We start from the raw sequence: 18,901 nt of genomic DNA on the forward strand, positions 1-18,901 counted from the left end.
GCGACCCGACAACCCGGCACGGTGGTTGAGGGGCATTCATTCGTTCCACAGGTCGTACCCGAGCTTCGCGACCATCACCACGACGACGGCCAGCAGCACCCACCGCACGAACGAGCTCCCCCGGCCCAGTGCCATGTGCGACCCGAGTTGCGCGCCCACGATGTTCCCGACCGCCAGCATCAGCCCGAGTAGCCACAGCACGTGGCCCTGCGCCGCGAACACCGCGAGGGCGCCCAGGTTGGTGCCGGTGTTGATGACCTTCGCCATCGCGGAGCTCTCCAGAAAGCTCGTTCCGACAAGCGCGGTCAGCGTGATGATCAGAAACGTCCCGGTGCCCGGGCCGAGCACGCCGTCGTAAAAGGCGATGACGACACCGCAGACCACCAGCCCGAGGATGACGGACCACCGCGACTTCCCCGCCACGTCGTGCGAGCCGAAACGCGGATTGAGCGCGACGAACAGACCGACCGCGACGAGCAGTACAAGCACGATCGGAGTGAAGACCTCGGCGGGCAACAAGCCTGCGACGAATGCACCGAGAGCCGAGAAGATCACCGCGCAGGCGAAGACCGGAGCGAGGCGTCGAACATCCATCGGCACCCGACGGGAGTAACGCCAGGCAGCCGAGGACGTCCCGAAGATCGCCATCAGCTTGTTGGTCCCGAGCGCAGTCGCTGGCACCAGTCCGGGGTTGGTGATCAACAACGCCGGGATCATGATGAGGCCACCGCCACCGACGACGGCGTCGACCCATCCTGCCGCGACCGCAGCGACGAGCAGCGCGACGACGTCGACGCTCACCGACCGCGAGGCCCCGGTACGAGCGTCGTCGCAGACCGCGACCTCACGACTCGGGCGCGACCTCGACGATCAGCTCGACCTCCACCGGCGATGCCAATGGAAGCTCGGCGACGCCGACCGCGGAACGTGCGTGGACTCCGGCGTCGCCGAAAATGTCGGCGAGGAGATCCGACGCGCCGTTGAGGACCTGCGGTTGACCGGAGAAGCCGGGTCCGGAGGCGACGTACCCGGTCACCTTCACGATGCGGGTGATCGAGTCGAGGCCGACCAGCGCGTCGATCGCCGACAACGCATTGAGCGTGCACTGTCTTGCGGCACTGATCGCCTGATCGGGGGTCACGGTGCCGTCTGCGCCCTCGTGGACCTTGCCCCGGAACTCGAGTGCGCCGGAGACGAATGGGAGTTGTCCCGACGTGTAGACGAGGTTTCCGACGCGTACCGCGGGCACATAATTGGCCACCGGCTTGGCAGCGGGGGGCAGGACGATGCCGATCTGCGGCAGCCGTTCACTCCAGCTCATGGATCGCCCCTCAGCCCTTCGGTCGCTTCAGATATGCCACATGTTGCTCGCCGGTCGGGCCCGGCAGCACACTGACCAATTCCCAGCCGTCGGCTCCCCAGGTGTCGAGAATCTGTTTCGTCGCGTGCGTCAGCAGCGGCACCGTCGCGTACTCCCAGGCGGTCACTTCAGTCATGGACCCACCATATCCCGAGGGGTGCAGTGTCTAAGGTGAACCTGTGGCCGACAGAACAGCCGACGGGGGCACCCACCAGGAGACCGCCGACGTAGCGGACAACACGTGGCCGGAGAGCGCTTCGCGAGCGCGTCTGCACTTCGTCTCCGGTAAAGGCGGGACGGGTAAGACGACCGTCGCCGCGGCACTCGCCTTGGCGCTGGCCGCAGACGGCAAACGGGTGCTGCTCGTCGAATGCGAGGGGCGTCAGGGAATCGCCCAACTCTTCGACATCCCGCCGCTTCCGCCCAACGACACACGGATCGCGACCGCGGAGGGCGGTGGTGAGGTGTGGGCGTTGGCCATCGACATCGAACACGCTCTGCTCGAGTACCTCGACATGTTCTACAACCTCGGGTTCGCCGGTCGCGCGATGAAACGAATCGGCGCAATCGATTTCGTCACGACGGTCGCGCCGGGCCTGCGAGATGTCCTACTCACCGGCAAGATCAAAGAGCGCATCATCCACACCGACAAAGCCGGGAACCGCGTCTACGACGCCGTGGTGGTCGACGCCCCGCCGACCGGCCGGATCGGCAACTTCCTCGACGTCACCACCGCCATGGCCGACCTGGCCAAGACCGGTCCCATCCGCAATCAGAGCGACGGGGTCGCCCGGCTGCTGCACTCCGACGAGACCGTCGTGCACCTCGTCACGCTTCTCGAGGCCATGCCCATCCAGGAGACGGTCGAAGCCGTCGGCGAATTGCAGTCCAAGAACGTCAAAGTCGGGACGTTGATCATCAACAAGGTCAGCCCGGTGTACCTGCCCGCCGACCAGATCGACGCCATCGCCGAGGGGGTCATCGACGCTCCACGGATCGCGAACAGTCTCGCCGAGGCTCAGCTGCCCGTCTCCGACAGCGACCTCGCCGGATTGCTCACCGAGAGCATCGAGCACGCAACCAGGCTGCAGGCGCAACAGGTCGCCAAGGCGCAACTCGACGAAGTCGAGTTGCCGACGCTCGAACTGCCACTGCTCGACGAGGGCATCGACCTCGGCTCACTGTACGAATTGGCCGACCTGCTGCAGAAAGCCGGTGCATGATGCCGCTCGATCTCAAGATGGGATCGGTCCTCACCGACCCCGAGACCCGCGTCGTGATCTGTTGTGGCGCAGGCGGTGTGGGAAAGACCACCACCGCTGCGGCCATGGCCGTCTACGCAGCCGAGCACGGCCGGAAGGTCGCGGTCCTCACCATCGACCCCGCCCGACGTCTTGCGCAGTCGCTCGGCATGACCGAACTCACCAACGACCCCCAGCCTGTCGATGTCGTACCGCTCGTCGAGGGAGGCTCGCTCGACGCGATGATGCTCGACATGCGCCGCACCTTCGACGAGATGGTGCTCGAGCATTCGACGCCCGAACGCGCCGCCGCGATCATGGAGAACTCCTTCTATCAGACCGTCGCGTCGTCGTTCTCCGGCACGCAGGAGTACATGGCGATGGAGAAGCTCGGGAAACTGTTGGAGCAGGACCGCTGGGACCTCATCGTCGTCGACACACCGCCGTCGCGGAATGCGCTGGACTTCCTCGACGCCCCGCAGCGCCTCGGCTCGTTCCTGTCCGGACGGCTCATGAAGGTGCTCGTCGGCGGCGGACGCGGCGTGGGCCGCATGGTGACCGGCGCGGTGAGTCTCGCCATGCGTGGCGTGTCGACGATCATCGGCGGTGACATGCTGCGCGACGTCGCGACATTCGTGCAGTCACTCGATTCCATGTTCGGCGGTTTCCAGGAACGCGCACTGCGCACCTACGAGTTGCTCAAACAGCCGGGCACCCGGTTCGCGGTGGTTGCGGCGGCAGAGCCCGACGCACTACGCGAGGCGGCGTTCTTCGTCGACCGGCTCAGCGAGGAGTCGATGCCGCTGGCCGGGCTCATCCTCAACCGCACGCACCCGAATCTCACGAGCATCTCCGAAGAGGCGGCCCACGTCGCGCTGCAGAAGATCTCCGACGACCTCACGGCCGGCGTCCTGCGCCTCCACGCCGCGCGGGCCGCAACCGGAAAACGCGAGCTGCATCTGCTGCAGCGGTTCACCGCAGCTCATCCGACGGTGCCGATCGTCGGCGTCCCGTCGCTCCCGTTCGAAGTGGCCGACCTCGACGCATTACACGCTGTCGCAGAGGAGATCACCGGAAGGGGCTGAGCAGCAATCGGTACTTCGTTCCTGCGCAAGGGTTTCCCCGTACGTAGGAGGACCGAGGGATATCCCCGGTCAGCCCGCTGACACCTCGCGGCGTCGACGCTGCGCGGCGAAGAACTCCGCCCACGAGGTCACCTCGGGATGCTGACGCAACAACGCCCGACGCTGACGCTCGGTCATGCCACCCCACACACCGAATTCGACGCGGTTGTCGAGAGCGTCGGCACCACACTCGAGTTGCACCGGGCAGTGACGGCAGATGACCGCGGCCTTTCGCTGCGCCGCGCCACGAACGAAGAGCTCATCGGGATCCTCCCCGCGGCAGCGTGCCCGCGACACCCAGGTCAATCGAGTTTCGTTGGTCGATACCGCCGATGTCGCCATGAGCCGACCCCTGTCTTTGTGTTGTTGCGCGTCGTGCGAGGCCGGTGCCCTCACGACGCCCCTGCGTCGTTGCCGTCGAATGCTCAGACCCACTCCACGTCGCCGAATCCGTGAGGACGAGCCACTCAGAGATGCTCGTACCACTTCTCGACTCTGTTGTTATGTGAGTCACATTCTGCACTCAATCTAAGGATCTGTGCATTCCTCCGCAACCCCTGGCGCGCAGAAAAATGGCACAACCGTGCAAACCCGCAGGGAAACCGACAAAATGCTCCAGCGGCGGTCACCCGCACCCCAATTGGCAAGCGAATCCGCGCGCCGGCCCCGACCATCCGGGACCTCACCGGCGGGCCACGCTGATGTCTCAGAAATCACACGTATCCTGTCCGGTGTGCCGAAGTCGAAGAAGCTGTGGTCGCTCGCAGGGGCATGCGTGTTGGCCGGCGTGCTCGTAGCCGGATTGCTCTATCCCGCGGCCAGCGGCGTGGGTATCGCGTCGAATCGCGCGGCGTCGGCAGTCGAGAATGTCTCGTCGGAATTGTTGAGCGGAACGCTGCCCGAGGTCACCACCATGACCGATGCAGCGGGCACTCCGATTGCACGGCTTTTCGACCAATACCGCTATCAGGTCGGATACAACGACATCTCGCCGGACATGATCCGAGCGATCATCTCCATCGAGGACAGACGCTTTCTCGAACACGACGGCGTCGACTGGAAGGGCACGATCCGCGCATTCCTCAAGAACTCCTCGTCCGGCGAGGTCCAGCAGGGTGCGTCGACGTTGGATCAGCAGTACATCAAGAACTACCAACTGCTGGTTCTCGCACGCACCGAGGCCGATCGCCAGGCAGCCATCGAGACCACCCCGGCGCGCAAGCTGCGCGAGGTGCGCATGGCACTCACGATGGAGCAGTCGCTGCGCGACGAGGCCAAGCGCAAGGGACTCGACGACGCCGCGGCCAAGCAAGAGGCGAAGAAACAGATCGTGACGCGTTACCTCAACGTCGTGCCGTTCGGAAACAACGCCTACGGCATCGAGGCTGCTGCACAGACGTATTTCGGCAAGAGTGCCAAGGACCTCGACGTCGGCGAGTCCGCCCTGCTCGCAGGCATGGTGCAGTCGAGTTCTGCGCTCAACCCGTACAGCAATCCCGAGGCCGCGACAACGCGTCGCAACACCGTTCTCGACACGATGATCACCAATTTCCCCGAGCGCCGGACTGAACTCGAAGCAGCCAAGAAGGCGCCTCTCGGCGTTCTGCCTCAGCCGAGAACTCCGGTGCAGGGCTGCATCGGGGCCAACAACAACGGTTTCTTCTGCGACTATGCGCTGCAGTTCCTGGCCGAGAACGGGATGTCACGCTCGTCTGTCACGCGTGGCGGCTACATCATCCAGACCACTCTCGATCCGGAGGTCCAGCGCAACACGGTTCGGTCCGCACAGGCCAACGTGAGCCCGGACGCCGACGGGGTCGCGGGCGTGATGAGCGTCATCAGGCCGGGCCAGACGTCGCACGACGTCCTGTCCATGGCCTCGAGCCGCGACTACGGACTCAACGCCAACGCGTCGCAGACCGTGCAGCCCCAACCGTTCTCCCTCGTCGGCGACGGCGCGGGGTCGGTCTTCAAGATCTTCACCGTCGCTGCCGGCCTCGAGAAGGGACTGCCGGGCAACTCCAACATCCCTGTCCCGGGCAGCGTCGCCGTCGAGGGCATGGGTGACAGCGGCGGGGCGTTCGGCTGCCCGGCCAACTACTACTGCGTCAAGAACGACGGCAGGTACCCGGCATCTATGTCGATCACCCAGGCGCTCGCCCAGTCACCCAACACGGCGTTCGTCAAGTTGCTCCAGCAGGTCGGCGTGAAGCCGGCGGTCGACATGGCGGTCCGGCTGGGCATGCGCTCGTACACGGTTCCCGGGTCGTCCGGTTACGGGGACAAGAGCATCGCGCAGTACGTCAAGGACGGCAACCTCGGTTCCTTCACGCTCGGTCCGTGGCCGGTCAACGCGATCGAACTCTCCAACGTGGCCGCGACACTCGGCTCGGGTGGCATGTGGTGCCCGCCCAATCCGATCAAGTCCATCAGCAGGATCAAGCGCGATCAGTACAGCAACCCGGTGATGGACCCCGACGGAAAGCCTGCGACCACCCCGGTCGCGTTCAATCCGCCTGCCTGCGAGCGCGTCGTCGAACCCGGCATGGCGAACACGATGGCCAACCTGATGAGCCAGGACGACAAGGGCGGCGGCACGTCGGCAGGTGCAGCGGGCGCAGCGGGTTGGAACCTACCGGTCTCGGGTAAGACCGGTACCACCGAGGCGCATCGCTCGGCGGCGTTCGTCGGGTTCACGAATCAAATGGCTGCGGCCACCTACGTCTACTCCGACGGCCCCAACCCCTCGGGCGTCTGCTCGGGACCTGCCCGGCTGTGCGGCGAGGGCGACATCTACGGCGGTATGGAACCTGCGCGGACGTGGTATTCGGCGTTGACGCCGATCGCCACCAAGTTCGGCCCCGTCAGCCTTCCGCCCGTCGATCCGCGGTACATGAACGGCAACAACAGCGGCCGAATACCGCAGGTCACCGGCCTACCGGCGAGTGACGCGACCTCACGCCTGCAGGGTGCCGGTTTCAAGGTGAACCAGCTCGAGGTCGACAGCAGCCGCAAGCAGGGGACGGTGGTGTTCACAGCGCCATCCGACTCCGCGATGCCCGGCAGCACGATCACGATTTACGTCAGCAACGGCCGCAAGGGCGACAACGGGGACGATTCCGGTCCGACGCAGACGACCGTGCAGGTGCCCGGGGTCGGTCCGGTGGTCATCCAGCTTCCCGGCTGAGTGGGGCCGCCGACGTCGACTGGCTGAGATGGCAGCCTTCGAGGTGGTAGCGCTCCTGCGCTGGCGAGTATCCTGGGTGAATGTCTGATGTCCACTCGGATGCCGCATCCAGATTGCGGGCCGCGTTTTCCTCCGGGTCGGTTCGCCGGCCGCTGACGTCGCATCGCGTCGCACGTTCCGTCGGCGCGGCGGCAGGCCTCGCTGCAGGCGGGCTCTTCTATTCGACAGTGATCGAGCGCAACGCCTTCACGTTGCGGCACGCCACCATGTCCGTTCTCGAACCGGGCGCGGCACCGCTGCGTGTACTGCACATCAGCGACCTGCACATGATGCCCAACCAGCGACTGAAGCAGGCGTGGGTGTCCGAACTCGAGTCACTCGAGCCCGATCTCGTGGTCAACACCGGCGACAATCTCGCGCACCCCGGTGCCGTGCCCGCGGTGATCCAGTCGCTCGGCGGCCTGCTCTCGCGCCCGGGACTGTTCGTGTTCGGCTCGAACGACTACTTCGGCCCCAGTCCCAAGAACCCGCTCAAGTACTTCAAGACCGACCACGAGCGCACCCACGGGACTCCGCTGCCGTGGCAGGATCTGCGCGCCGCGTTCATCGAGCGTGGTTGGCTCGACGCGACGCACACCGTCCGCGAGCTCGAGGTCTCCGGAGTCCGGGTGGTGGCATCGGGTGTCGACGACCCGCACATCGAGCGCGACCGCTACGACACCATCGCCGGCCGACCGAACCCGCTCGCGCATCTGCGTCTCGGACTGACACACTCCCCGGAGCCGCGTGTCCTCGATCGTTTCGCCGACGACGGCTACGACCTCGTCATGGCCGGCCACACGCACGGTGGACAGCTCTGTCTGCCGGGCGTCGGCGCAATTGTCACCAACTGCCACCTCGATCGGTCGCGCGTCAAGGGACCGTCGAATTGGGGAACGGCGATGAAGTTGCACGTCAGTGCGGGCCTCGGCACCTCCCCGTGGGCGCCTGCACGTTTCTGCTGTCGTCCGGAGGCGAGTCTGCTCACACTGACGCCCGTCTCCCACGGCGACGCGGAATTCGACGAAGACCACTCGTTGCCGCAGTTGGCATCCGAAACGAGCTGATCAGCTCGCCGGGGCCGCAGACGACGAAGCCTCTCACAACAAGGAAGCCCTGACCTGGATTTCTCCGGGTCAGGGCTTCTACTGCTTCTCAACCACAAGAAGTACCGAGCGGATGCGATACATGCCGTCATCCTCAGTCGGGGTGGCGGGATTCGAACCCACGACCTCTTCGTCCCGAACGAAGCGCGCTACCAAGCTGCGCCACACCCCGTGTGCAACCTGCGATAGCTTACCCCCGCGAGCGCCCAGCCACTAAATCGCCTGGTCAACACCGCCGACGAGGTGCACATCCGATCGCTCGGAAGTACTGCCCACGACGCCGGACTCCGATGCGGCCCCGGCCAGCGTGACCAAACACGCATCCCGACCACAAGGACTCGGAACAACGGATTCTGAGACAAGGTTTGGCATCACTGTTCCGCAAAAGAGCACATGCGTCCCGCTGGTCACTAATGTCCAATTCAGAACGACATCTTTTGACCAGCGCGACCAGTTCATCGGAATCGACAGTGGGAAAGGTACGGGCACATGAGTAGTGAGTTCGAAAAGTACGAGGCAAAGCAAGGTACCGCATTCGGAATCACCGTCGTCGCCGCCGCATTGCTTTTCGTCGCCGGCATTGTCGGCGTCTTTGCCGGAATCTCCGCGATCGCGGGCGACAACGTCTACGTCGCCACCCCTGACTACATCTACAAGTTCAATCTCTCCACGTGGGGCTGGATCCACCTGATCATCGGCATCATCGCCATCGTCGTCGCAGGCGGCCTGGCGGTCGGTTCCGGATGGGCGAGGGTGTCGGCGATCATCATCGCCTCGCTCTCGATCATCGCCCAGTTCCTGTGGTTGCCCTACAACCCCTGGTGGGCGATCCTGATCATCGTCCTCGACCTCGTCGTCATCTGGGCCGTCTCGACGTGGGAACCGGACGTCGTCTGATCTGTTGATCTCGACGGCCAGGAGCGGACGGTCCCTCGAGGGTCCGTCCGCTCCGACATGTCAGCAGGGTCGTCGACCGGTGGGTCGCGCCGCGTGATGGCGACCACCCATCCACGGTGGCGTCGGCGTCGAATCCTGGATCGTTCCGCGCTCACAACACCGACACCAGGAGTTACCCGATGCACACGCCCCGCGCCGTTCGGATCCTCGTCGTGGTCGCCGCCTCACTGCTCGCAGTCACGACAGCACTTCTGTCGGCGACGACGCCTGCACGGGCCGACACCACACTGCAGCCCGTCAAAAACCTCGACGTCGAGCGCTATCTCGGAACCTGGTGGCAGCAGGCCACCATTCCGGCGTTCTACGGTCTCCGCTGCGCGAAGGACACCAACGCCACCTACACCCTGATCAATCCGACGACGGTCGGGGTCGACAACAAGTGCACGAGTTTCACCGGCCAGCCCGACGGCATCAAGGGGAAGGCAACCGTCGTCGATCCCAAGAAGAGCAATGCCGCGCTGGCGGTCTCCTTTCCGGGAATCCCGAACACGATCAACACCGGCTCTTTTCCCAATTACGTGATCGCCTGGGTTGCCGATGGCAAAGACCCCTCGGGCCCGTATGAATACGCCATTGTCGGCGATCCCTTCCGGTTGTCGGGTTTCGTTCTTTCCCGTGAGAAAGTCGTGAGCAATGCGCAACTGCACATGCTGCGCCTGAAGACCGAATCGTTGGGCTTCAATTCGTGCACGTTCCTGATCTCGCCGATCACCGGCGGCAGGTCGGACTACTCGCCGCAGTGCACCGTCTGACACCACTGCGGCGCCGCGTCTCGTGACAGAGTCGTGACGCGATACCGCGGTTAGGCTTGGACGAGTGGACACTCGGCCAAGCACGACCGCGCTCATCGACTCCGCCTACCGCATCGCCGACGATCTGCTGTTTCCCGACGCCGCCGAAGTCGACCGAACCGGCGAGATCCCGGCCAACCACTGGACCGCTCTTGCCGACGCGGGACTGTACGGGATTGCGGCGCCGGAGACCGCAGGCGGGCCGGGACTCGAGTTCACGCAGGTCATCGAGATCATCGAGACGCTGACCAGCGGCTGTCTCTCCACAGCGTTCACCTGGTTGCAGCATCACGGTGTGGTCATCTCGCTGGCGCACACGTCGAACCAGGCCCTCCGCGACGAACTTCTCGCGGAGACGGTGACAGGCCGCACTCGTGCAGGCGTCGCCTATGCCGGGGCTGTGCCGACGCCGCCACGCATGAGCGCGACCCGCACCGAAGCCGGGTGGGTGTTCTCCGGCTACGCGCCGTTCGTCAGCGGGTGGGGCAACATCGACGTACTCCAGATCTCGGCACGCGACGTCGACACCGATGACGTCGTCGCCGCGATCGTGCCCACGCACCCGATGTCGGCCGCGATCACCGTCTCCCCCATGCGTCTCACCGCGGGCAATGCCTCACATACTGTCAGCCTGCGGATCGACTCCCTGCCCGTGCCGAACGCCCTTGTGGTCGGCCAGGTGGCACTCGACGACTTCTTCGCCACCCAGAACACCGGCATACGGCTCAACGGCGCCCTGCCATTCGGAATCCTCCGCCGCTGCACGGCACTGCTCGACCGTACGGGTGCGACCGCCCAGGCACGCCGACTGCGTGAGCGGGGGAGCGAGATCCGTACCCGTCTCGACGGTTCGCTCGACGACGCCGACGCTCTGCTCGCGGCCCGCGCCGACGGCGCACAACTCGGGGTCGACGCTGCCGCAGCCCTCGTCGCCGCCGACGGCGGGCGCGCCCTCATCGCCGGCAGCGACGCCGACAGGTTGTCGCGCGAGGCCACGTTCACTCTCGTGGCCGCGAGTAGACCGGAACTGAAAGATCTTCTGCTACAACGTTTCAGCGGCCTGAACGACGACGGCTGACCGACTGAGCGCCTGCGTGTCGGGGAACCAGTGATCGATCACATCGAAGGGAAACATCGATGACCACAGTCCGGGACGCGACCTACCAACTGTTGCGCGAACTCGGGATCACCACGGTGTTCGGCAATCCGGGGTCGACAGAGGAAACGTTCCTGCAGGACTTCCCGGACGACTTCGACTTCGTTCTCGGACTGCACGAGGAGACGGTGATCTCGGCCGCCGACGGTTACGCGCAGGCGATGCGACGCCCGGTACTGGTCAACGTGCACACGGCGGCCGGGATCAGCAACGGGATGGGCGGTCTGCTCACCGCTGCCGCCAACCACACCCCATTGATCGTCACCGCGGGTCAACAGACGCGCGAGATGCTGCTTCTCGAGCCGTGGTTGACCAATCCCGCACCCGAGGCGCTGACGCGTCCGTGGACCAAATGGGCATATCAGCCCGTACGCCCGCAGGACATCCCCGCCGCCTTCATGCGGGCTATCGCCACCGCGCTGCAACCGCCCGCGGGCCCGGTCTTCCTGTCGCTGCCGCTCGACGACTGGGATGCCGAAGTCGCTGCGCCCGCGGTGATCCGGCAGGTGACCACGAGAGTCGCTCCCGACCCGACACTCATCGCCGAGTTCGCGCACGCTCTTTCGCATGCCCAGAATCCAGTGTTGGTCTACGGCGCCGACATCGCGCGCGGCGACGGATGGGCGCAGGCCGTCGCGCTCGCCGAACGCGTGGCAGCGCCGATCTATGCCGCACCTGCCTCCGAACGTGCACCGTTTCCCGAGGACCACCCGCTCTACGCAGGTGGCCTACCATTCGCACAGGGACCGTTGTCCACCGCACTCTCGGGCCATGACGTCATCGTCGTGGTGGGTGCTCCCGTCTTCCGCTACTACCCGTGGGTTCCCGGCGACTACATCCCGGCGGGTTCCCGGCTGCTCCATATCACCTCCGATCCGGACGAATCGTCCCGAGCACCGGTCGGCGACAGCCTGATCTCCGATCCGGTGCTGGCTCTCGAATCACTTGCCGCACTGGTCACTCCGCGCGAGACCACCGCGTCGATCACCTGTCGCGAACACCGGATGGCGCCGCACCGCTGCGCCGAACCACCTGTCGAGGGCAACCTCGACGACACCACGCCGCTGACGCCCAGGGCACTGTTCTCGATAGTCCGCGCACACGTTCCCGCCGACACGGTGCTCGTCGAGGAATCGCCGTCGAATCTCGCCGACCTCCATGCAGAATGGCCGATCACCGCGCCCGACTCGTTCTTCACGTTTGCCAGCGGGGCCCTGGGATTCGGACTGCCGGCGAGCGTGGGAATTGCTCTTGCAGAACGGGATTCGGGACGCAATCGACCTGTGCTCGCGATGATGGGCGACGGGTCGATCCAGTACACCATCCAGGCGCTCTACACCGCGGCACAGCACTCACTGCCGCTGGTCATCCTCGTTCTTGCCAACGCCGAGTACGCCATCCTCAAATCGTTCGGCGCACAGGAGAAGTCACCACATGTGCCCGGCCTCGATCTGCCCGGCCTCCACACCGCGCGCCTGGCCGAGGGCTACGGCGTCACCGGCGTGGTGGCGTGCAGCGCCGCCGAGGTGCGCCGAGCCCTCGACGACGCCGCAGACCGCACGGGCCCCACGCTCATCGAGGTCCCCGTGGATCCGACTGTTCCGTCACTGCTCTGAGCGGCTACTTTTTGACGTAGTCCCGCAGGAACAGCGCCTCGGCAAGCGCGAGATTCTCGATCTCCGACGGATCGACGCTCTCGTTCGGAGCGTGGATCAGACACGACGGTTCCTCGACGCCGAGCAGCATGATCTCGGCGTCGGGGAAGGTCTCCTGCAACACGGTGCACAGCGGAATGGAGCCGCCCTGCCCCTGCATCACGACCTCGCGCCCGTAGGCGGTCCCCATCGCGTCGACCAGTGCGTCGAAGGCAGGCCCCTCGGTCGAACCGGAGAACGGCGCCCCGATCGCCTCGCGCTCGATCGACACCTTCACGTGCCATGGCGCGACCTCTTCGAGATGCGCGATCAACGCGTCCTGCGCGGTCTTCGCGTCCATACCGGGTGGTACCCGGAGGTTGATACGGGCCCGCGCTCGCGGCGTCACCGCGGCGGACGATCCGGCAACCGGTGAGCAGTCGATTCCCAGTACGGTCGCCGCGGGCCGGGCCCACACCATGTCCGAGATACGGCCGGAGCCAACGATGTCCACGCCGTCGAGGACGGTGGCGTCACGTCGGAAATTCTCTGCGGGATAGTCGATGCCGTCGAACTCCTGGGTGGAATCCAGACCGCGCACGGTGGTGTTCCCGTGCTCGTCACGCAGGCTGGCCAACATGGCGATCAGCGCGGCCAGCGCGTCGGGTGCCGCGCCCCCGAACATTCCGGAATGCATCGCAGATTTTAGTGTCTCGACGCTGACGACCACGTTCGCGATGCCCCGCAGACTCGTCGTCAGCGTCGGTTGCCCGACAGCACAGTTGCCGGAGTCGCAGATGAGAATGGCATCCGCTTCGAGTAGTTCGGGATGTTCTGGCACGAAGTTCTCGATGCCCCCGGAACCCTGCTCCTCCGACCCTTCACCGATGATCTTGATGTTCACCGAGGCTCCACCCGCGAGTGCGCGCAGGGCCGTCAGATGAACCGCGATGTTGCCCTTGCAGTCGGCGGCACCGCGCCCGTACCACCGTCCGTCACGCTCGGTGAGCGTCCAGGCGGGAGACTTCCACTCGCCGCCGTCGTCCATCGGCGGCTGCACGTCGTGATGGAAATAGAGCAACACGGTCGGCGCATCAGGCGGACCGGGGATGTGCCCTGTCACCGCCTTACTGCCGTCGGAGGTCACATGCGCTTCGACGTCGTGCACACCGAGGTCGGTGAACGCCGCGATCAGCCAGTCGACCATCGCATCGCAATCCGGCGGCGGCTCACCCGCGGGATCGAAGACCGACTTGAATGCGACCATCTCCGCGAGGTCGCTTTTGGTCTGCGGCATCAGGTTACGTACACGGCTACGCAGGGTTTCGAGGTCCGTCGATGCGGTCATACTTCGAGTAACTCACATCCAGGCGTGTGTGTCACGCCGACGAACTCCGTCCTCACCCTCCGTGACATCCAGCCGGTGCTGTCGGCTCAGCTGGTACTCGCGCAGACTCGTGCCGAACTCCTGTCGGAAGCGATTGCGCAGCGTGGCCGACGAGGTGAATCCCGACCGGCGTGCGATGGCGTCGACCGTCATTGCGGGGTGGGTGTCGACCAGATGGCGAGCGTGTTCGAGGCGCCGGTCGGAGATGCACTGAGCCGGCGTCTGCCCACTACCGGAGAAGTGGCGGTACAACTGACGCCGCCCGATCTCGAGCAGCTCAGCCAACGAGTCTGCGGTGAAATCGGGATCGGCGAAATGTCGGTCGATCGCCTCGCGCGCCGCGGCGAGTACGGCACGCGAGTTGTGCGTCGGTAGCGCCGTGTCGTGCCCGAGAGTGTTGCGGATCAGGCTGATCGCGGCGAGTTCGTCGTCCTCGTCGATCTGCCTGCCCTGCGCCGCCGCTTCCACAGCCAGCGCCCGCACGAAACCTGCTGTCGCCAAACCGAATGTCGAGGTCGCAACCGATGGCAGCACATGTCCTGTCGTCGAGTTCAGCTCAGGCGCCATCCTTTCAGCCGGGATCATCAGCATCACCGACTCGCACACCGTGTCGAACCTCCCGACGAATGGGCTCGCAGTACTGGTGAGTACCAACTGGTCGGACCCGTAGCGCTTCTCGGTCCCATACTGCGTGAGGTGAAGTGTCCCACGCAGACGATGGACCGCCGCTATGACGAGAGGCTGGTCGGCTTGGGCCGCAACATCTTCCGCGGTTCGCTCGGTCCGACGCGGTGTCGACAGCTCACACAGAGTGTGGATGATCGACAGCGGCCGGTAGAAGACGGTGACACTGAACGCCTCGGGATCGCGCACTGTGGCCCGCCCGAAGGCCCTCGAATACTGCTCAATACCCCGCTTACCACGAAGCGTCATCGACGTGTCGGGCTCGGCAGCACCGAGCGCGCGCTTCCACGCCGCAATCACATTGTCATCGAGACCTGTCGGGGCATCAGCGGTCATGGATGAGCCGCCTTCTGTCGAAACTCGTTGGGTGTCATTCCATAACGCGCTCGGAAGCGGTTCCGCAGAGCACCGGTCGAGACGAATCCCGCATATTTCGCGACATGGGCGACGCTGAGTCCATCGGTGTCGGCCAGCATGCGATGCGCCAACTCCAGACGCCGTTCGACGATCGATTCCGCCGGCGAGAATCCTGCCGTCGCCAACTGCCTGTACAGCTGGCGACGACTCATATAGAGCCGCCGGGCGATCTCATCGACGTCGAAATCGGGATCGCGATAGTTCTCGTCGATCAATCGCATGGCCGCCTCGCGAACGAAACGTGCGTTGTCACCAACCCGCAGCGCCGTCAGAGTGTGTTGGCGTATCACGGTCCGTACCAGGTCGACGGCGCCCAGTTCGGTCTCCAGATCGATGTCGGCACCGCGGACCGCTGACGCGTAAGCGAGATTCATGATGAACGCCGCGACTGCGCTGGCGAACGGCGACCCGGAGATGATCGGGCCCAACGCCTGTTCCCCGGGCTCCAGTTCGCTTGCGAGAAGTTCGGTCGGCACCCAGATACCCACCGGATCGGCCACGACCGAAGAGCTGTACGTGTACGGAGCCCTGTTGTCGGTGATCACCAGCCGGTCATCGGCGCCCAACGAACAGTGTCGGCCGTCTAGGTCCAGGGTCGCGGACACCGGCAGTCGCTGTGTCGCCACAATCACGAAATCCGAAGGGTAGTCGCCGATGAGTCGCTCGGACCTCGCGGTCGCACACGGCGTCCGCAACAACGCGAACGCCATGAGCACCGATACGGGCGCCAGTAGGCGTACTCCTCCCACTCGACATCGGTGAGTGGCGTGACCTCCAGAGCTGGTAGGTACTCCGCCAATCCTGCCGCACCGACGCGGTGCAGCCGTCTGGTCGGGTTCGGACCGGGTGTCTCGGACACACCCGCGCGGCGACGCCACGCAGTCACCACGTCTGGCGTCAACGACTCACTCATTCAGGCAGTCCCCTCCAATCTCGCGGGGTTCATTCGTACACGTCGTCCTCGACGGGATGGCCGTGATTCACAGGACCTGAGCAGGCCATCCCGGCGGCTCGCTGGGCAGTGATGCTCTCGCGGTACTCCCGGGGGGAGAGGTCGTACTCCGCCCGAAAGCGGCTCCGCAGCGTGCTCGCCGAGGCGTAACCCGACCGTAGCGCGATCTGCTGCAGAGGGGCAGGTACTTCCTCCGCCAGCAGTTCCCGTGCCCTGGCCAGGCGACGGGTGGCGATGAGCCGGGCGGGTGTCGACTCCTCGGAGTCGAAGTGTCGATACAGGTGGCGTCGGCTCATGAAGAGTTCCCGCGCGAGCACATCGGCGCAGAAGGCAGGGTCGGAGTAGCGCTTCTCGATCAGGTCACGTACGGAGTCCTTCACCGACCGCGCGCTGTCGATCAATCGTCGCGAGTCGAGGTCTTGCCGGCTCAGTGTCGCGCGTATCAGGTCGATGACCACGCGCTCGGTGTCCGCATCAGGGGCGGGGTGCAAACCGACGGCGGCGTCGACGACGAACCGTCGGAGAAACATCGCGGTTCCCCTGGCCAATGGTCCGTTGGGTACGCCGAGGAGCACTTGATCACCACAGCGTTGTGACACACCGATCTCGGCTTCCGGTATGAGCACGGCCGTGAAGTCCGAGACAGACGTCGTCCAGTTCGTGAACGGCACATCCATGTGGATGATCGCCGCCTCACCCGGTCCGATCGTGTGCACCCGACCGTGCTGCTCGATATGACTACAACCGGCCACCCCGTTCAGTACGACGGCGACCAGGCCGCTCCTCGACCGCTCGACGGAAGCTTCCGAACGACAGATCCGGCGCGCCGTCGACAACTCCGCGCGCACGTGCACGCTCGACAACGCACGTCGGTACACCAGTGCTTCGAACACATCCGCACCGGCGGCGCCGGGGATCGCGTTTGCCGAGTAGCGCATGAGGCCGGTCCTGCCGGCATAGGCTTCCGGCGCCGGCACCGCCCGCGACAGTCCGAGTTTTGATCGCCAACGAGCCACGTCCGACGGTGCCAGACCGCCGGTGGCAACGGGATGGGTTGTCCCGGAGTATCTCCTCCGAGTCGAACCGCTCGCCGACTCGCGACACAGTCCACCAGAAGGTGCTTCAGTCGTCATCCGAGCCCAGCCTGCTGTCTGAATTCGACAGGGGTCATCCCGTACCGCGCCGTGAAACGGTTGCGCAACGTCGCCACGGAGGAGAACCCGGATGCCCGGGCAACGGCTTTGAGTCCGAATGTACCTGCACAGGAGAGCAACTCGTGCGCCCTGTCCAGGCGTCGCTGCGCGATCATCTCGGCCGGCGACTCGTCGAACCCCGAGAGTCGCCGATAGAGTTGCCGACGGCTGAGGTGCAGCATCGCCGCCAGGGTATCGGCGTCGAACGCGGGATCCCGGTAATTGCGGTCGATCACCTCCGAGACGCGTTCACGCAGGATCGACGGGCTGTCGAGCGCACTGGCCGTGCGGGCACGGTGCGGATTGAGAGTGGATCTGAGCAGATCGATTGCCGCCATCTCCGTGTCGACGTCGACGTCGGCTCCACGCACCGCGACGTCGTGAGCGAAGTTTCGCAGGAAAACCGCGGTTGCTCGTGACAGCGGCGAGTCGGGGATCACGGGATCCGATGCCGCGAGGTCGTCCGGGTCGACCATCTCCGCGGGCACCCAGACGCTGGAGAACTCGGCCACCGAGTCGTTCGTGACCGAGAAGGGTTGCGACATCGACAGCGCGGCAAGCGGATTGGGCCTCGTGTATGAGTGCTCCCGTCCACCGGTGATCACGTGCCCGTGCACCAGAGTATCGGCCGTGCCGAACAGGACGTAGGGGGAATGCCGCTCGGTTATCCGTGCCGACGTGCGGCTCATGGTCGCAGGGGTTCGCAGTAGGACATAGGTCACGACCAACGAGAGTGGGCGCCAGAAGAGATACTCGTCGAAGTCCGCGGGGTCGCCGTCGGGGTCGAGGGTGAAGGTCGGCATGTAATTCTCGGCGCCGGAGATCCCCTGGCGGTGAAGTCGTCGAGAGCGGTTGCCGCCCAACTGGTTCGTCTTGCCGACGCGGTGATGCCAGTCGTGCACTCGCTGCGAATCGAGACTGCCGGGCAGATCGTCGGGTTCTGTCATGATGGACCCGCTCCCCCGGTTGTCGACGAAGCGCTATGTGCCGAGTTGCGCGGCAGCACGATCATCGACGACACGAAAAAGCAGACAGCGCCGATGAACGTGCAGCTGTTGGCGAGCACGTTGTCGACCGTGTTGCCGTTCGGCGTGATGTAGGCGCCGTACGCACTCACACCGAAGGCGATACACCCCACCATGTTGATCTGTACCGACCACCAGTTGACATCGCCGGGTTGCCAGGCCTTGTTCACCCGGCTGTAGGCGATGATCGCGAACGCGCCGCTGATGAGGAACGCCACCGAGCCGCCGGCATCCGGCGACCACACGAGATGCTTCTCCGATGCAATCGAGTGTGCAGCGAGCGCAGACCCGGTGCTCACGTTGAACATCAGGGTGCCGAAAAACTGTGTTGCAGCGCATAGCCATTCGGCACGCACCATGGTTCCGGGCGAGTAATCGACGGGTACCGTCACCGGACCACTGAGCATCAACTGCACGAAAGCCGCGGCGGTGAAGAACCAGGCGCCGATGAAATAGCAGATGTTGGCATTGGCGGCGCCCATCCAGATGCCGAGCCACGGCGCCGATCCCAATGCGAACAGTGCCGATCCGATCATGAAGCCCCAACACTGTTTTCTCAGCGTCGGTGTCAACAGCGACCGGCGCCAGTCGCTGTTGTCGAGGACAGTCGTGCTCACGACGGGTACCCACTCTTCGTAGACATGCAGA

The 18,901-nt window shown here is 65.1% G+C and carries 18 protein-coding genes and 1 tRNA gene; 8 read left to right on the forward strand and 11 right to left on the reverse strand.

Going from position 1 to position 18,901, the window contains the following annotated elements:
- Positions 1-36 precede the first annotated feature (36 nt).
- Genes LK459_RS06755 through LK459_RS06765 form a run of 3 tightly spaced genes read right to left on the reverse strand, consistent with a single transcriptional unit; the run spans position 37 to position 1,496 of the window.
- The gene (locus LK459_RS06755; protein ID WP_007238557.1) at positions 37-801 is read right to left on the reverse strand and encodes a sulfite exporter TauE/SafE family protein; all 765 of its coding nucleotides are present in this window, start codon (positions 799-801) and stop codon (positions 37-39) included.
- A 43-nt stretch (positions 802-844) separates the two neighbouring features.
- The gene (locus tag LK459_RS06760; protein WP_007238558.1) at positions 845-1,321 is read right to left on the reverse strand and encodes a RidA family protein; all 477 of its coding nucleotides are present in this window, start codon (positions 1,319-1,321) and stop codon (positions 845-847) included.
- Positions 1,322-1,331: 10 nt separating this feature from the next.
- Positions 1,332-1,496: a DUF4177 domain-containing protein gene (locus tag LK459_RS06765; RefSeq protein ID WP_005208255.1), complete on the reverse strand. Its 165-nt coding sequence runs from the start codon at positions 1,494-1,496 to the stop codon at positions 1,332-1,334.
- 43 nt (positions 1,497-1,539) lie between these two features.
- On the opposite strand from LK459_RS06765, the gene LK459_RS06770 reads away from it, so the two are divergent.
- Positions 1,540-2,583 carry an ArsA family ATPase gene (locus LK459_RS06770; protein WP_007238559.1) on the forward strand — a complete coding sequence of 348 codons (1,044 nt, stop codon included), beginning with the start codon at positions 1,540-1,542 and terminating at the stop codon, positions 2,581-2,583.
- A complete protein-coding gene (locus tag LK459_RS06775; RefSeq protein WP_039993911.1) occupies positions 2,583-3,686 on the forward strand; it encodes an ArsA family ATPase in 1,104 nt (367 codons plus the stop codon). The genes LK459_RS06770 and LK459_RS06775 overlap by 1 nt, the downstream gene beginning before the upstream one ends.
- A gap of 69 nt (positions 3,687-3,755) precedes the next feature.
- Here LK459_RS06775 and LK459_RS06780 read toward each other — a convergent pair whose 3' ends face one another.
- Complete coding sequence (locus LK459_RS06780) at positions 3,756-4,067, reverse strand: WhiB family transcriptional regulator (RefSeq protein WP_039993908.1); 312 nt, start codon at positions 4,065-4,067, stop codon at positions 3,756-3,758.
- Positions 4,068-4,458: 391 nt separating this feature from the next.
- On the opposite strand from LK459_RS06780, the gene LK459_RS06785 reads away from it, so the two are divergent.
- Both LK459_RS06785 and LK459_RS06790 read left to right on the forward strand, forming a co-directional pair.
- Positions 4,459-6,912, forward strand: a complete 2,454-nt coding sequence (locus tag LK459_RS06785) for a penicillin-binding protein (RefSeq protein ID WP_039993910.1) — start codon at positions 4,459-4,461, stop codon at positions 6,910-6,912.
- Positions 6,913-6,992: 80 nt separating this feature from the next.
- Positions 6,993-8,018: a metallophosphoesterase gene (locus tag LK459_RS06790; protein WP_007238563.1), complete on the forward strand. Its 1,026-nt coding sequence runs from the start codon at positions 6,993-6,995 to the stop codon at positions 8,016-8,018.
- A gap of 137 nt (positions 8,019-8,155) precedes the next feature.
- Here LK459_RS06790 and LK459_RS06795 read toward each other — a convergent pair.
- A tRNA-Pro gene (locus tag LK459_RS06795) sits at positions 8,156-8,229 on the reverse strand.
- A gap of 317 nt (positions 8,230-8,546) precedes the next feature.
- On the opposite strand from LK459_RS06795, the gene LK459_RS06800 reads away from it, so the two are divergent.
- The 4 genes from LK459_RS06800 (at position 8,547) to mdlC (ending at position 12,577) form a co-directional block, all read left to right on the forward strand.
- Positions 8,547-8,954: a DUF7144 family membrane protein gene (locus LK459_RS06800; protein WP_007238564.1), complete on the forward strand. Its 408-nt coding sequence runs from the start codon at positions 8,547-8,549 to the stop codon at positions 8,952-8,954.
- A gap of 179 nt (positions 8,955-9,133) precedes the next feature.
- A complete protein-coding gene (locus LK459_RS06805; protein ID WP_007238565.1) occupies positions 9,134-9,766 on the forward strand; it encodes a lipocalin family protein in 633 nt (210 codons plus the stop codon).
- A 64-nt stretch (positions 9,767-9,830) separates the two neighbouring features.
- Positions 9,831-10,883 (forward strand): acyl-CoA dehydrogenase family protein, encoded by a 1,053-nt coding sequence (locus tag LK459_RS06810; RefSeq protein ID WP_007238566.1) that lies wholly within the window; start codon positions 9,831-9,833, stop codon positions 10,881-10,883.
- Positions 10,884-10,942: 59 nt separating this feature from the next.
- Positions 10,943-12,577 (forward strand): benzoylformate decarboxylase, encoded by a 1,635-nt coding sequence (mdlC, locus tag LK459_RS06815; RefSeq protein WP_007238567.1) that lies wholly within the window; start codon positions 10,943-10,945, stop codon positions 12,575-12,577.
- Positions 12,578-12,581: 4 nt separating this feature from the next.
- On the opposite strand, the gene LK459_RS06820 is transcribed toward mdlC, so the two are convergent.
- The 6 genes from LK459_RS06820 to LK459_RS06845 all read right to left on the reverse strand — a co-directional run bounded on the left by LK459_RS06820 (position 12,582) and on the right by LK459_RS06845 (position 18,870).
- A complete protein-coding gene (locus LK459_RS06820) occupies positions 12,582-13,943 on the reverse strand; it encodes a dipeptidase (protein ID WP_227922338.1) in 1,362 nt (453 codons plus the stop codon).
- 12 nt (positions 13,944-13,955) lie between these two features.
- Positions 13,956-15,002: an AraC family transcriptional regulator gene (locus LK459_RS06825; RefSeq protein WP_007238569.1), complete on the reverse strand. Its 1,047-nt coding sequence runs from the start codon at positions 15,000-15,002 to the stop codon at positions 13,956-13,958.
- A complete protein-coding gene (locus LK459_RS06830) occupies positions 14,999-15,715 on the reverse strand; it encodes a helix-turn-helix domain-containing protein (RefSeq protein ID WP_227922339.1) in 717 nt (238 codons plus the stop codon). The genes LK459_RS06825 and LK459_RS06830 overlap by 4 nt, the downstream gene beginning before the upstream one ends.
- Before the next feature lie 310 nt (positions 15,716-16,025).
- Positions 16,026-16,973, reverse strand: a complete 948-nt coding sequence (locus LK459_RS06835; protein ID WP_083835895.1) for an AraC family transcriptional regulator — start codon at positions 16,971-16,973, stop codon at positions 16,026-16,028.
- A gap of 191 nt (positions 16,974-17,164) precedes the next feature.
- Positions 17,165-18,175, reverse strand: a complete 1,011-nt coding sequence (locus tag LK459_RS06840; protein ID WP_227922342.1) for an AraC family transcriptional regulator — start codon at positions 18,173-18,175, stop codon at positions 17,165-17,167.
- Positions 18,172-18,870, reverse strand: coding sequence for a hypothetical protein (locus LK459_RS06845; RefSeq protein ID WP_227922344.1), 699 nt, complete (start codon positions 18,868-18,870; stop codon positions 18,172-18,174). Before LK459_RS06845 ends, LK459_RS06840 begins: the two co-directional genes overlap by 4 nt.
- Between the last annotated feature and the right edge of the window lie 31 nt (positions 18,871-18,901).

The organism is Gordonia otitidis (genome assembly GCF_020735545.1).
GTDB lineage: Bacteria > Actinomycetota > Actinomycetes > Mycobacteriales > Mycobacteriaceae > Gordonia > Gordonia otitidis.